Genomic DNA, 13,680 nt, shown 5'->3' with positions numbered 1-13,680 from the left:
GCATGGCGGATAAGCAAGCGCTGGCAGGGATTTTCGCCGAGATTGCCGTGCTGCTGGAGTTGAAAGGGGAAAATCCCTTCAAGATACGGGCGTACGAGACGGCTGCACGGACTCTGGAGGAGCTCGACGGCGACCTGGAGAGCTTTGTGGCCAGCGGCCGGATGGATGCGACCAAGGGGATCGGTCAGGCGCTCGGCCTCAAGATCCGCGAGTTTTTGGCCGCCGGCCGGCTGGCGTATTACGAGGAACTGAAGGCGTCCGTGCCGTCGGTGCTGTTCGAGCTGGTCAAAATCCCCGGGCTGGGGCCGAAGAAGGCGCTGCAGCTCCATGAGAAGCTGGGCGTCAACTCGATCGGGGAGCTGGAGTATGCCTGCCGCGAGAACCGGCTGGTGACGCTCCCCGGATTCGGCGCCAAGACCCAGGAGCGGATTCTGCAGGGGATCGACTACGTGAAACGGTTCCAGGGCCAGTTTCTTCTGGCTGACGCCTTGCCGCTGGCGGCGAAGATCGCCGCCTGGCTGGAGGGCCAGCCGGGGGTGGAGAGGGCGGCGGTGGCCGGCAGCATCCGCCGCCGTAAGGAGACGGTAAAGGATATCGATATCGTCGTGGCGGCGGCCGAGCCGGCGGCGGCGATGGAGCTCGTGGGCGCGCTGCCCGGCGTGGAAGCGGTGCTTGGCCAGGGGCCGACCAAGACGAGCGTCAAGCTGGCCAACGGCATGAATATGGATGTGCGCGCCGTGAGGCCGGAGGAGTTTGCCGCCGCGCTGCACCACTTTACGGGCAGCAAGGAGCACCATGTCGGTCTGCGGGGCCTTGCCAAGGACAAGGGGCTGAAGATCAACGAGTATGGCATTGAGACGGCAGCCGGCGAGCGGCTGCCGGTGGCCGACGAAGCGGCTTTCTACCGGGCGCTGGGGCTTGCTTATATAGAGCCTGAGCTGCGCGAGGGGCTGGGCGAGATCGGGGCCGCCGCCGCCGGTGCGCTGCCCGCCTTGGTAAGCGCGGAGGATATCCGCGGCGTTTTCCATGTGCACACGACTTTTTCCGACGGCAGCGCGACGCCGGCGGAGATGGCGGCAGCCGCGCGGGAGCGGGGCTGGGGGTATCTGGGGGTGAGCGACCACAGCCGCACGGCGGTGTATGCCCACGGCCTCAGGCTGGAGACGGTGGACGAGCAGCGCCGCGAGATCGAGCGGCTGAACGCGGCCAACCCCGATTTCCGGCTGCTGGCGGCCATCGAGTGCGACATACTGCCTGACGGGTCGCTCGACTACCCGGACGAGGTGCTGGCGGCGTTCGATTTCGTCATCGCCTCCGTCCATTCCGCCTTCCGCCAGAGCGAGGCTGACATGACGCGCCGGATCATCCGCGCGATGGAGAATCGCTATGTGGGCGTTCTCGGCCATCCCACCGGCCGGATACTGCTGGCCAGGGACGGCTACGGCGTCGACCTGGGCGCTGTCGTCGCCGCGGCGGCGGCCACGGGGACGGTTATCGAAATCAACGCCAGTCCCTACCGCCTTGACCTTGACTGGCGGTGGTGCCGCAAGGCGAAGGAGGCGGGGGTGCTGCTGGCGGTCAACCCCGACGCCCATGCGCCGGCCGAGCTCGATTATGTGGCGTACGGCGTCGCCATGGCCCGCAAGGGGTGGCTGACAGCCGCCGATATCGTGAACACGCGGCCGGCGGCCGAGGCGCTGGCGCTGCTGCGGCGGAAAAGGAACTAACCGCGCAGCGGTTTGTCGGAATTTATCTATTTCCCGGAAATAATGGAGATCGGGCGGAGGGTAGAATGGGACGAACGGTGGTTGTCGGGTTCGGCAATCTGTTGATGAGTGACGATGGGGTGGGTATCCATGTCGTGCGCGAGCTGGCGACAAGAACGTTGCCTCCCGGCGTGGACACGGTGGATGGCGGCGTGGCGTCGCTGGATATACTGGGTTCGCTGCTTGACGCCGCCAGGATTATCATTGTCGACGCCCTCGCGGGCGGCGGCGAACCGGGATCGGTCTACCGCCTGACGCCGGACGATATTGGGACGGCAGCCGCGCCCCCCGGTTATTCGCTGCACGAATTCACCCTTCCCCAGACTCTGGCGCTCCTGGCCCGGTCGGCCACGCTGCCGCCCATCGTTATTTTCGGGGTGGAGCCGGCCGGCATGGACATGGGACTGGAGCTGTCGCCGCCGGTTGCGGCCGCGGCGAGGAGGGTGGCGGACTTGATCGCCGCGGAATTGGGAGGCTTAGACGATGCATGAGATGGCAATCGCCCAGGGAATCCTGGATATAGTGCTGCAGGCCGCGGCGGAAAATGACGCCGCGGCCGTCGTCCGCATCAAGCTGCAGGTGGGGGAGATGACCGAGGTGGTGCCTGAGGCGCTTACCTTCTGTTTCGCTTCGCTGGCGGCCGGGACGGCTGCTGCTGCTGCCGAGCTGGAGGTGGAGGTTATGCCACTCGTCGGCAGGTGCCGGGACTGCGGCCGCGAATTCCGCGTGGAGCGGTTCCGCTTCCTGTGTCCCGGATGCGGGTCGGCGGGGGTGGAGATCGTCTCCGGGCGGGAACTCCGGGTGGAGCATTTGGAGGTGGAATAATGGAAATCAAAGTTATGGCCAATATCCTCGATAAAAACGACCAAATCGCCGCCGCAGTAAATGCGCAGCTTTCGCGCCGCGGCATCTTCGTTCTCAACCTGCTGGGGTCGCCCGGCTCGGGCAAGACGGCGCTGCTGGAAAGGACGATCGCCGCCCTCAAGGACGAGCTGTCCATGGCGGTCATCGAGGGCGACCTGTTCACCGATAAGGACGCCGAACGCATCGCCCGCCAGGGGGTGCCGGTGGTGCAGATCAACACCGGCGGCGGCTGCCACCTCGACGCCAGCATGGTCAGGGGCGTCCTGGACAGGCTGGACCTGGAGCGTCTCGAACTGCTGATAATCGAGAATGTCGGCAACCTCGTCTGCCCGGCCGAGTTCAACATCGGCGAGGATATGAAGGCGACGGTGCTCAGCGTCACCGAGGGCGAGGACAAGCCGCTCAAATACCCGCTGGTTTTCAAGCAGGCCGGCGCCGCTGTCGTGAACAAGATCGACCTGCTGCCCTATACCAGCTTCGATCTGGCCGCCGCGACCGAGGATATCATGAGCATCAACCCGCAGATAACGCTTATAACGGCGTCGTGCCGCACCGGCGAAGGCCTGGAGGCCTGGTACGACTGGCTGCGGGCCCAGGTTGCGGTCAAGAAGGCTGCCGCCGGCCGGGAGGGAATTTAATATGCTGGCTTTGACGGGAGGAACGGTGCTGACGATGGCCGGGCCGGCCCTGCAAGGCGGCACGGTGCTGATCGAGGGCGGCAGGGTTGTCGCCGTCGGCGAGCGTGTGGCCGTGCCGGCGGCGGCGACCGTCATCGACGCGGCCGGCCGGTACGTGACGCCGGGGATTATCGACGCCCACACCCATCTTGGGGTGTATACCGAGTCGTATGCCTGGGCGGGGGAAGAGGTCAACGAGACCAGCAAGCCGACAACACCGGAGATGGACGTCATCGACGCCATTAACCCCGACGACGCCGGCCTGGCCGACGCCTTGGCCGGAGGAGTGACGACGGTCATGGTGGCGCCGGGGAGCGCCAACCCGGTGGGCGGCCAGTGCAGCGTCATCAAGACCCGCCGCCGCGCGGCGGTGGAGGAGATGCTGCTCAAGCGCCACGCCGGACTGAAGATTGCCTTCGGAGAGAACCCCCGGCGGGTTTACGGCGAGCAGAAAAAAGCCCCCGTCACCAGGATGGCGACCGCCGCTCTGGTGCGGGAGACGCTGCTCAGGGCGAAAGATTACCTCGCCCGCGCCGGCGAGAAGGACTGGAAGTACGATCTCGGCCTGGAGGCGGCGGCCAGGGTGCTGCGGGGCGAGATGCCTCTTCGGGCTCACGCCCATCGGGCGGACGATATCGTCACCGCGCTCAGGATTGCGGCCGAGTTCGGCGTGGAGGTAATCGTCGAGCACGCCACCGAAGGGCATAATATCGCCGAGCTGCTGGCCGCAAGGCAGGCAAAGCTGGTGGTGGGCCCCAACCTGACCACCCGCAGCAAGCTCGAGCTTAAGGACCGCAGCTTCGCAGCCCCGGCGGTGCTCGCCGCCCATGGCGTCCGCTTCGCCCTGATGAGCGACCACCCGGTGCTGCCTGCGGCTTTTCTGCCCGTGTATGCCGGGCTGGCGGTGCGGTTCGGTCTCCCTGAGGAGCAGGCGCTCAAGGCGATCACGGCCGAAGCGGCCGACATCCTCGGGGTCGGTAACAGGGTGGGCCGCATCGCGCCCGGCCTGGACGCGGATGTGGTGGTGTGGGACGGGCCGCCGCTGGCGGTGACTTCGCGGCCGCGGCTGGTCGTACTCGACGGTGCGGTGGGCGAAATCGACGCCGCCCAGACGATTTCCGCCTGGCGAGAATAGGGAAATGCCTGACCCGCTGGCCGGCAAGGCGGCGGGTCATTTTACACCCTGTTTCGGTAATAAAAGTTTCCGTGGTGGAAATAAATAGTTCCGATATTGTAAACGAAAGCTTCCGTAATAGACGAATCCCTTGCTGTATGCCGCTATTGTGTGCTGGCACAATTATTGCATTATTTAATCGTGTTTTGCACACAATCAACGTAAGTAGGGGGAATATAAGGATGCTTATCGGAGTTGCAAAGGAAATCAAGAATAATGAAAATCGGGTGGCCCTTACCCATGCCGGCGCGGCGACGCTTGTGGCCGCCGGTCACGACGTGATGGTGGAGGCCGGCGCCGGCCTCGGCAGCGGCATCAGCGATGCGGCCTACGAGAAGGCGGGCGCCCGGATTATCGCCGATAAACGCCGGCTGTTCGACGACGCCGAGATGATTATGAAGGTCAAGGAGCCGTTGGCGGCGGAATACGACCTCTTCCACGCCGGGCAGATCCTGTTCACTTATCTGCATCTGGCGCCCGAGCCCGCCCTGACCAAGGCGCTCCTCGACAAGAAGGTCGTCGGCATCGCCTACGAGACGATCGAAGGCCCCAACAGGTCGCTGCCGCTGCTGACGCCGATGAGCGAAGTGGCCGGCAGGATGTCGGTGCAGATCGGCGCCCAGTTCCTCGAAAAGCCGGAAGGCGGCAAGGGCATCCTGCTCGGCGGCGTGCCGGGCGTGGAACCTGCCCAGGTGGTCATCGTCGGCGGCGGCATCGTCGGCACCAACGCCGCCAAAATCGCGGTGGGCATGGGCGCGAGGGTCACGGTGATCGACCGCTCGACCGAGCGGCTGAATTATCTCGACGACCTGTTCAGCGGCCGCGTGGTGACGATTATGTCCAACAGCTATAATATCGCCTGCTGGGCCCGCAAGGCCGACCTGCTCATCGGCGCCGTGCTGCTGCCGGGGGCCAAGGCGCCCAAGCTGGTCAGCGAGGAAATGGTCAAGACAATGGAACCGGGCTCGGTGATTGTCGATGTCGCGATCGACCAGGGAGGTTCGGTGGCGACCATCGACCGCGTAACCACCCACAGCGAGCCGACGTATGTCAAGCACGGCGTGGTTCACTACGCGGTTGCCAATATGCCGGGCGCGGTGGCCCGCACGTCGACGTTCGCGCTCACAAACGCGACGCTCGGATATGCGCTGCAGATCGCCAACAACGGTTACCGGCAGGCAGTCATGGATAACGCCGGCCTGGCCAAGGGCGTCAATGTCGTGAACGGCAAGGTCACGTATCAGGCGGTGGCGGACGCGCTGGGGCTGGGGTATACGCCGCTGGCCGAAGCGCTTTAAGTCTTTAGGCAAAAATAAGCGGCCGATGATAAGGGATGGTGAAAATTCACCATCCCTTTAATTGCTTTTACATTTCTTGTAGGAATAATGCCGGTTGTTGTCGAAGAAAGCCAAATACGGGGACTTGTTATGTATAGACACTTCGATGGCGACTGAAGGAGTGGGAATATGGCCAAAAGACGCGGCGGCGGGGGAGGCGGCGGAGGGGGTCACGATGCGGCCGGCATGATGCGCTGGCTGCTGACTTACGCTGATCTGATCACCCTGATGATGGCTTTTTTCGTCATCATGTACGCGATGAGCAAGGCGGACGCGGCCAAGTTCAATTCTCTCAAGAACTCCCTGGCGGTGGCTTTTCGTACCGAAGGCTCGGCCTCAAGCCTTATTTATACCCAGCAGGGCACCCAGGCGGTCGAGCAGGCTATGAGCATGGACGGCAGCAGGGAGACGGAAGATTTCCAGGATATCATCCGGAAAGTCCAGGCGAATGTCAAGGACCAGAAGCAGATGGCGTTCGTCGTCGACGAGCGTGGGCTGACGATCCGTTTTCTGGATAATGTGCTGTTCGATCTCGGCCAGGCCGAACTGCGCCAGGAATCGTTGGCCATGCTGGACGCGGTCGGCCTCGCGCTGAAGAATACGCCGCGCTACATAAGGGTGGAGGGTCACGCCGACAACCTGCCGATCAACACGGTGCAGTTCCCTTCCAACTGGGAGTTGTCCGCCGCCCGTTCGATCGCGGTGACGCGCTATCTCATCGGCAAGCACGGCGCCGACCCCAGACGGTTGGCTTCGCTGGGCTACGGCGAGTACCGCCCCCTGTACCCCAACACATCAGACGAGAACCGGGCCAAGAACCGCCGGGTGGATGTCGTTATTTTGCGTAACGACCGGTCCGGCGGCGAAATCAGCACCTTCGACCCAATTAAAAGATGAATGTGTGGAGGCAGCATGGTACAAGACGATTGGGAGCTTTTTAAACAAAAACTTTTCGTAAAATCCAACATCGACCTTAATCAGTACAAGCCGGCGCAGATGCAGCGCAGGATAACCAACCTGATGAACCGGCACGGCGTATCGACTTATATGGCGTTTTTTCAATTGCTCGAAGGCAATCCGAAGATCTATAAGGATTTCATCGATTACCTGACAATCAACGTGACCGAGTTCTTCCGCACGCCGGAGAAGTTTGTGGAGCTGGAGGAAAAGGTTATCCCCGATCTGCTGGCGCGCAGTCCGCGCCTTAACGTCTGGAGCGCCGGGTGCTCGACGGGCGCAGAGCCGTATTCCCTGGCGATGATCCTGCTGCAGAAGGCCGCTTCGGCCCGCCACCGCATTCTGGCGACCGATCTCGATGTCGAGATGCTGGCCAAGGCCAAGCAGGGGGTTTATACGGCCGGCGAGCTGAAGAATATCCCCGCGCAGCGGCTTGACCGCTATTTCATCAAAAACGGCGATAGCTACGCCGTCAAGGACGAGATCAAGGCGTTGGTCGATTTTCAGCGCCACAATCTGCTGCTTGACAAGTTCGAAACCGGTTTCGACCTTATCCTTTGCCGCAATGTGGTCATCTATTTCACCGAGGAGGCCAAGGATGCCCTTTACCGGCGCTTCTTCGCCGCCCTGAAGCCGGGCGGGGTATTCTTCGTCGGCGGCACCGAGGCGATCCTCAATTTCCGCGATATCGGTTTTCAGCATTACCTGCCCTTTTTCTACCGCAAGCCGCTATAGCACGCCCCAGCCCGCCAGCAGGCGGAAGGTGCGGAGCAGGCCGTGGAGAAAGGTCTTGACGGCGGTCCGTTCGCTGATTTCGCGGCTGGCGACGATATCGACCGTCTTTTCGGCCTTGTCGCCGACGAAGAAGATGATTTCACCGATTTTCTGGCCCTGGTATACCGGGGCCTTGATTTTTTTCGGCAGGTCGACCTCCACTGTCACCCGCGGGTAGTCGGCGGCGGGGAGGACGAGGGCGGCCGGGGCGGCGGCGACGGCGTCAACCGTTGCGGCGAGGCCGCTTTCGACGGGCAGGGTGGCGATCAGGGCGCCCTGGTCAGCGTATTCGTAGAGGTCGTAGTTGTCGAACCCGAATTTGAGGAGCTGCATCGAGTCGTACCAACGGGAGTGGTCGTTAAGGACGACGGCGATCAGCTTATGGTTGCCGCGGGTGGCGCTGGATACGAGGCAGGGGCCGGCCTCGCCGGTTGTGCCGGTTTTCACGCCGTCCGCCTCTTCGAGCATCCACAGTAGCTTGTTGGTGTTGCGGAGGTTGACGTCTTTTTCGCGGCCGCGCCGGTCGAGCCATTCGATGCTGATTTCCTTGCTGCCGACGAGGGCGGCGAAGGTCGGGTCGGCGAGGGCGAAGCGGGCGAGGAGCGCGAGGTCGTAGGCTGAGGAGTAATGGCCGGGGGCGCTCAGGCCGTGGGGGTTGCGGAAGTGGGTGTCGGTGGCGCCAAGGGCGCGGGCCCGTTCGTTCATCTGCGCGACAAAGGCTTCATTCGTTCCGGCCAGATGCTCGGCGATGGCGACGGCGGCGTCGTTGCCCGAGCGCAGCAGCAGACCGCTTAATAGTTCGTGCAGGGAAAGGACCTGACCGGCGTAGAGGTGCATGGACGAGCCACGGGTGGCGGCCGCCCGCAGGCTGACCCTGACGGGATTGTCGAGGCGACCGCTCTCGATGGCGAGGATAGCGGTCATAATTTTGGTGGTGCTGGCCGGTGCGTTGTGTTCGCGGCTATTCTTCTCGAACAGCACGTCGCCGGTTTTGGCGTCGATCAGCACGCCCGCCCGCGCTTTTATCTGCGGCGGGGCGGCGGCCGCCTCCGGCCAGGCCGTCAGCCATATGCCGATGAACACGGCAAAGAAGGCGAGGGTTGTGCGGTGCCAAGCCATAGCGTCCCTCCTGTGCAAACTATTACATTATATTGCCGGCGGCGGCGGTTCATTCCGCCGGATGCTATGGATTAAGGCATACCGGCTATGCGAGAAAGGAATGGCGCCGGGGCAGGATTTTCCGCGGCCCGCACCGTATTAGATTTGTACCAGTGTTATTGAGAGGGGCGATTTGACATGATTAAAACCGATCCGTTAGTGATGATTCCCGGGCCGACGCCGGTGGCCGATCCCATCCGGCAGGCGATGGCTACCCAGACTTATGGCCATACCTACAGCGCATTTGTGAAGGTTTACAAGGAGTGCCTGGCCGGCCTCAAGACCATCTTTCAGGCCGAGCAGATGATCGTCGTCGGCGGGGCCGGCACGCTGTCGATGGAGATGGGCCTGATAAACACGGTAAGGGCCGGTGAGGAAATCCTCGTCGTCACCCACGGAGTGTTCGGCGACCGTTACGCTCTCGTGGCCAAGGCGCTTGGCATCAAGGCCGACGTCCTAAGCTGCCCGGTGGGCGAGCGGGTGCCGCTGGCCGCTATCGAGGCGAAGCTGGCGGCGAAGAAATATGCCGCCATGACCCTTACCCACGTGGATACTTCTTCGGGCGTTATGTCTCAGCCCAAGGAAGTGGGCGAACTGGCCAAGAAATATGGCACCCTGTTCATTCTCGACGGCGTGTGCGCCAGCGCCGGTATCCCTGAGCCGATGCAGGATTGGAACGTCGATGTCCTCGTCACCACCTGCCAGAAGGCTTTCGGGACGCCGCCCGGCCTGACGATGGTGGCTATAGGCGCCAAGGCTCTCGCCCGCCGCGAGTCGCTGGGCACCGTGCCGACCTATTATAGCGACTGGAAGAACTGGCTGCCGATCATGGATAACCCCAGCATGTATTTCGCCACCCCGCCGGTCAATCTTATCCTGGCGCTGGGCGAGTCGGTGAAGATCATCCTGGCCGAAGGGCTGGAGAACCGCTATGCCCGCCACGAGCGCATCGGCCGCAGCGTGCGGGCCGGACTTGCGGCGATCGGCGTCAAGACGGTTACGGCCGCCGAAGCGCTGGCGCCGACGCTGACGGTGGCTTATTATCCCGCCGGGGTTGACTGCGCCGCCTTCCGGGCCAAGATGGAAGACTACGGCGTGGTCGTGGCCGGCGCGCTGGGCGAGATCAAGGGTAAGGCGTTCCGGATCGGCCATATGGGTAATGTCTGCATTACCGAGATCGTCAAGACGCTGTCGTCGGTGGAACGGGCGCTGAACGCTCTCGGCGTGCCGGTACAGTCCGGCGCGGCGGTAGGCGCGGCCTGCGCCGAGTGGGACAAAGCCGCTGCTCCTTCCTGTTCGTGCGGCTGCGGGAAATAAGAATGACGAAGGGCCGGGGAAAAATCCCCGGCCTTTATATTTGTGTTGCCGGAGGTTGTCTAAAAAGCTCCAGATGCAAGGCGCACCGGATAAGCAGACACACGACGCTTTAGCGTCGATGTGATCGCTTATACCCGGAAGGGTGCGAGCGCGCCGCGCCGCGTACTAATCGTACGCAAGCAAGCGCTCTGAGGAGCAACGCCGCAGATGGACTTTTTAGGCAACCTCCCTATTTTGGCTTATAAGGTTTGAGCTGCTGCCACTGGCTGGCGATTTGTTGGTCATACCTCCTGATGGTCGCGGTGCGTTCGTTACGGAGGGACTGGATGCTGCCGAGGATGCTCTGGTCGAAGGCATAGACCTTGGTTTTGGGGACGGTGACGGGCTGGACGTACTCTTTGAGGCGGGTGGCGGCTTTGATGTTGGTTTTGCCTTCCTTGACGACGACCGCCGGTTCGAGCATGTCGGACCCCTCGTAGCGATGGATGAGGCAGTCGGGCTGGAGATGGTCGATGACGCTCTTGCTTTCGCCGTCGAGCACGACGGGGCAGCCGCAGCCGGGGCAGGCGGCCGCTTCGAGAGCCAGCCAGGAGTGACAGTTCGCGCATATGATTCCTTCCATGATTACACCTCCGCCTGGGTAGTGTGCCCGATACCCGTCCGGCGTATTAGCGGCGGGCGGGGGAAAATGTGTTGACAAGGGCGCGTCCGGTCTGCTATACTCATACCAAAATACATATATTAACATCGATGACCAGGAAGAGTACACATGGCAAGAGGGTTACAGCGAGCCAACGGTAGTGGGAGTTTGGCACTGCTCGACATGTCGAATGGGCCTGGGAGATACGGTCCGAGCCGCACACGCGGGGTAGGCGCCGTCGGAGTCTTCCTCCGTTAACGGGAAGCGGGTATCGGAGTCTGACTCCCGTACCATGTAAAGCTGGGCCGCTCAGGCGGCCAATTAGGGTGGCACCGCGGGTTAACCCCTCGTCCCTTCACACCGGGACGTGGGGTTTTTATATTTTCGTGGGGAGGTTTGGCGATGGCGGCGATTGTGTTCGATAATTTCAGTTATGCATACGACGGCGCCGTGAAGGCGCTGGACGGCGTCGGCCTTACCGTGGCCCGCGGCTCGTTCACCGTGGTGGCCGGACCGAGCGGCGCCGGCAAGACGACGCTGTGTCTGGCGGCGTGCGGCGTTGTACCCCATTATTTCGGAGGCAGCATGGCGGGCGGCGTAAGAGTGGCCGGGGTGGCTACCGCCGGCAGCAGCATGGGGGAACTTGCCGCCCATGTGGGCACGGTGCTGGAGGACTACGAGAGCCAGTTGGTGACGATGACGGTGGCCGAGGAGGTCGCTTTTGCTCTGGAGAATCGCGGCGTCGAGCACGACAGGATATCCCGCCGGATCGGCGAGGTGCTGGCCCAGGTAGGGCTGGCGGGGCTGGAGGACCGGGAGGTCGGTTCGCTGTCAGGCGGGCAGAAGCAGCGGCTGGCGATCGCCTCGGTGCTGGCGACCCGCCCGGAGATTCTCGTGCTTGACGAGCCGGCCTCGGCCCTCGATCCGGAGGGGGCGGAGGAGCTTTACGCCCTGCTGGCCGGGCTTAACAGCGAGTACGGTATGACGCTGCTGGTGGTGGAGCACGACCTGGCCCGGGTGCTGGCCTATGCCGATAACTTGGTGGTGCTGGCCGGCGGACGGGTGGCCTGCCAGGGGCGGCCGGAGGAGGTGCTGCCGGCGCTTGCCCGCAGGGGAGAGCTGGCGGCGATGGTGCCGCCGCTGTGGCAGCTCAAATTTGGCCTGGAGGAGCGGCTTGAGGCCGGGTTCGCCCCCTGGCGGCACGAGGGCGAGGCGGTCGAGGAACTGGGCGCTTTTATCGGCGCCCGTCGCCGGGAGGATACGAAAAGTGCTTGAAATCGAAAATGTGAGTTACTGCTATAAACCTGGCCAGTATGCTGTCAGCGATGTAAGCCTGACGGTGGGCGACGGCGAATTCGTGGCCATCGCCGGCCGCAACGGCAGCGGCAAAACGACCCTGACCCGCCTGGTGATGGGGCTGCTGCGGCCGACATCGGGCAGGATAGCGCTGGATGGCCGCGCGACAGCCGGGACAGCGACGGCGGCCATCGCCCGCCAGGTGGGCTATGTGTTCCAGAACCCTGACAGGCAGATATTCCGCGATTCGGTGGCCGAAGAAGCGGCTTACGGCCCCGAACAGCTCGGTTTCGCCGCCGACGCGGTCCGGGACGCGGTTGCCTCGGCCCTGGAGGCCACCGGCCTCGGCGCTTTGGCCGCCGCTTACCCGCGGACGCTGTCCAAGGGGCAGAAGCAGCGCCTGGCGATCGCTTCGGCCCTGGCCCTGTCGCCCCGCCTGCTGATCCTCGACGAGCCGACCAGCGGCCAGGACGCCCGCGAGAAGGCGGCGCTGATGGAGCTGCTGGCCGGGCTGAACGCCAAGGGTATGGCGATACTGCTGGTGACGCACGATATGGAGCTGCTGGCCCGCTACGCGCGGCGGGCGGTGGTGATGACCGCCGGCCGGGTGGTGTTCGACGGCGGCGTGCGTGAACTGTTCGCCGGCGACGCCGACGTGGGGGCCTGGGGTCTCCGCGAGCCGACGGCGGCGAAGGTGGCCAGGGGCCTTCGGGATTGCGGCGTGGCGCCGGGGCCGATCGTGCCGGAGGAACTGAGCGGCGAAATTTGTGTGGCGAGGAGGAGACTGTATGCGTAAGACGGCGCCCCTGACGAAAATAGCGATGGTTTTTCTCGTGTCGCTGTGGGCGATGCTTCTCGACTCGGCGGCCGCCCTGGCGCTGCTGACGACCGCGCTGGTGACGCTGTTCGCCTTATCAAAGACGCCGGCCGGCACCTACAAGGCTCTGGGCAGCCTGGGCATCTTCGCCGCGGCGCTGGCGGCCATGCAGTTCGCGCTGGGGGCGGAGGCGGAGTTTTCGGCGGTGGTCGGCATGCGCATGGCGATGATGACCGGCCTGTTCATCCTTCTGATGGCCACCACCCGCATCCAGGACCTCACCGCCTCGCTGGTGCGGCAACTGAGCATTCCGTACGAATACGCCTTTATGGTGACGGCTTCGCTGCGGTTCATCCCCGACCTGCTCGCCGAGATCAAGGCGGTGCAGGAAGCCCAGGCCTGCCGGGGCTACTCCAACAGGGGAAGCATCGTGCGGCGCATGAAAAATTACCTGACGATCGTTCAGCCGCTGGTGCTGCGGTCGGTGGCCCGCTCGGAGACGATGGCCATGAGCCTGGAGCTCAGGGGGTTCGGCGCCAGCCGGGCCGGGAGCTACGGCACCAGCATCGCGTTCGGCGCCCGCGACTACCTGGCGCTGACCGCGCTGGCGGCCGGCACGGCGGCGGTCGTGGCGATGAGGTTTTATCGGTAAGGTTCATAGAATACGCTGAAGGTTGCCTAATAAGAGCCAGATACAAGGCGCACCGCAGTCTGCGCCGCGCTGGCGTACTCGGACGTACGTCGAGCGCGCAGACGAGGAGCAACGCCGTAGCTGGCCTTAGTAGGCAACCGGGAATATGAGAAGTCGAGGAACGGGAATAGTACCCATGCAAGAGAGTCTCAGCGAGCCAACGATGGTGTGAGGTTGGCACCGCTCGGCATGGCGAATGGACCCGGGAGACA

Annotated in this window: 14 protein-coding genes and 2 other annotated features (1 of these 16 cut by a window edge); of the genes, 12 read left to right on the top strand and 2 right to left on the bottom strand. The window is 63.6% G+C overall.

Annotation, left to right across the window (positions count from 1 at the left end; all coding sequences use genetic code 11):
- Positions 1–2: 2 nt before the first annotated feature.
- From polX to RIN56_14605, 8 genes are all read left to right on the top strand, one after another.
- Positions 3–1,727 carry a DNA polymerase/3'-5' exonuclease PolX gene (polX, locus tag RIN56_14640; GenBank protein MDR7868031.1) on the top strand — a complete coding sequence of 575 codons (1,725 nt, stop codon included), beginning with the start codon at positions 3–5 and terminating at the stop codon, positions 1,725–1,727.
- Positions 1,728–1,792: 65 nt separating this feature from the next.
- Positions 1,793–2,257: a hydrogenase maturation protease gene (locus RIN56_14635; protein ID MDR7868030.1), complete on the top strand. Its 465-nt coding sequence runs from the start codon at positions 1,793–1,795 to the stop codon at positions 2,255–2,257.
- Positions 2,250–2,591, top strand: a complete 342-nt coding sequence (hypA, locus tag RIN56_14630) for a hydrogenase maturation nickel metallochaperone HypA (GenBank protein MDR7868029.1) — start codon at positions 2,250–2,252, stop codon at positions 2,589–2,591. Before RIN56_14635 ends, hypA begins: the two co-directional genes overlap by 8 nt.
- Positions 2,591–3,268 carry a hydrogenase nickel incorporation protein HypB gene (hypB, locus tag RIN56_14625; GenBank protein ID MDR7868028.1) on the top strand — a complete coding sequence of 226 codons (678 nt, stop codon included), beginning with the start codon at positions 2,591–2,593 and terminating at the stop codon, positions 3,266–3,268. Before hypA ends, hypB begins: the two co-directional genes overlap by 1 nt.
- A gap of 1 nt (position 3,269) precedes the next feature.
- The gene (locus RIN56_14620) at positions 3,270–4,442 is read left to right on the top strand and encodes an amidohydrolase (protein MDR7868027.1); all 1,173 of its coding nucleotides are present in this window, start codon (positions 3,270–3,272) and stop codon (positions 4,440–4,442) included.
- Positions 4,443–4,663: 221 nt separating this feature from the next.
- On the top strand, positions 4,664–5,779 hold the full coding sequence (ald, locus tag RIN56_14615; GenBank protein ID MDR7868026.1) for an alanine dehydrogenase: 1,116 nt from the start codon (positions 4,664–4,666) through the stop codon (positions 5,777–5,779).
- A 168-nt stretch (positions 5,780–5,947) separates the two neighbouring features.
- Positions 5,948–6,715 (top strand): flagellar motor protein MotB, encoded by a 768-nt coding sequence (locus RIN56_14610; protein MDR7868025.1) that lies wholly within the window; start codon positions 5,948–5,950, stop codon positions 6,713–6,715.
- A gap of 15 nt (positions 6,716–6,730) precedes the next feature.
- Entirely contained in the window at positions 6,731–7,510 is a 780-nt protein-coding gene (locus RIN56_14605) for a protein-glutamate O-methyltransferase CheR (GenBank protein ID MDR7868024.1), read from the top strand.
- Here the strand turns inward: RIN56_14605 and RIN56_14600 are convergent.
- Positions 7,505–8,668, bottom strand: a complete 1,164-nt coding sequence (locus RIN56_14600; protein MDR7868023.1) for a D-alanyl-D-alanine carboxypeptidase family protein — start codon at positions 8,666–8,668, stop codon at positions 7,505–7,507. The genes RIN56_14605 and RIN56_14600 overlap by 6 nt on opposite strands.
- A gap of 177 nt (positions 8,669–8,845) precedes the next feature.
- On the opposite strand from RIN56_14600, the gene RIN56_14595 reads away from it, so the two are divergent.
- A complete protein-coding gene (locus RIN56_14595) occupies positions 8,846–10,024 on the top strand; it encodes an alanine--glyoxylate aminotransferase family protein (GenBank protein ID MDR7868022.1) in 1,179 nt (392 codons plus the stop codon).
- A gap of 229 nt (positions 10,025–10,253) precedes the next feature.
- Here the strand turns inward: RIN56_14595 and RIN56_14590 are convergent, their stop codons facing one another.
- Positions 10,254–10,646 (bottom strand): hypothetical protein, encoded by a 393-nt coding sequence (locus RIN56_14590; protein MDR7868021.1) that lies wholly within the window; start codon positions 10,644–10,646, stop codon positions 10,254–10,256.
- Between the two features lie 119 nt (positions 10,647–10,765).
- Positions 10,766–11,022: a binding site (T-box leader), on the top strand.
- 44 nt (positions 11,023–11,066) lie between these two features.
- Between RIN56_14590 and RIN56_14585 the strand changes: the two genes are divergently transcribed.
- From RIN56_14585 to RIN56_14575, 3 genes are read left to right on the top strand one after another with little or no spacing between them, the layout of a single operon-like run.
- Entirely contained in the window at positions 11,067–11,939 is an 873-nt protein-coding gene (locus RIN56_14585; protein ID MDR7868020.1) for an ABC transporter ATP-binding protein, read from the top strand.
- A complete protein-coding gene (locus RIN56_14580; GenBank protein ID MDR7868019.1) occupies positions 11,932–12,756 on the top strand; it encodes an ABC transporter ATP-binding protein in 825 nt (274 codons plus the stop codon). Before RIN56_14585 ends, RIN56_14580 begins: the two co-directional genes overlap by 8 nt.
- Entirely contained in the window at positions 12,749–13,429 is a 681-nt protein-coding gene (locus RIN56_14575) for an energy-coupling factor transporter transmembrane component T (protein MDR7868018.1), read from the top strand. Before RIN56_14580 ends, RIN56_14575 begins: the two co-directional genes overlap by 8 nt.
- Positions 13,430–13,576: 147 nt before the next feature.
- Positions 13,577–13,680: a binding site (T-box leader), on the top strand (it continues 147 nt past the right edge of the window).

The organism is Sporomusaceae bacterium, from assembly GCA_031460455.1.
Classification (GTDB): Bacteria; Bacillota; Negativicutes; order Sporomusales; family UBA7701; genus Anaeroselena.
This window is presented reverse-complemented; position numbering and strand designations above follow the sequence as displayed.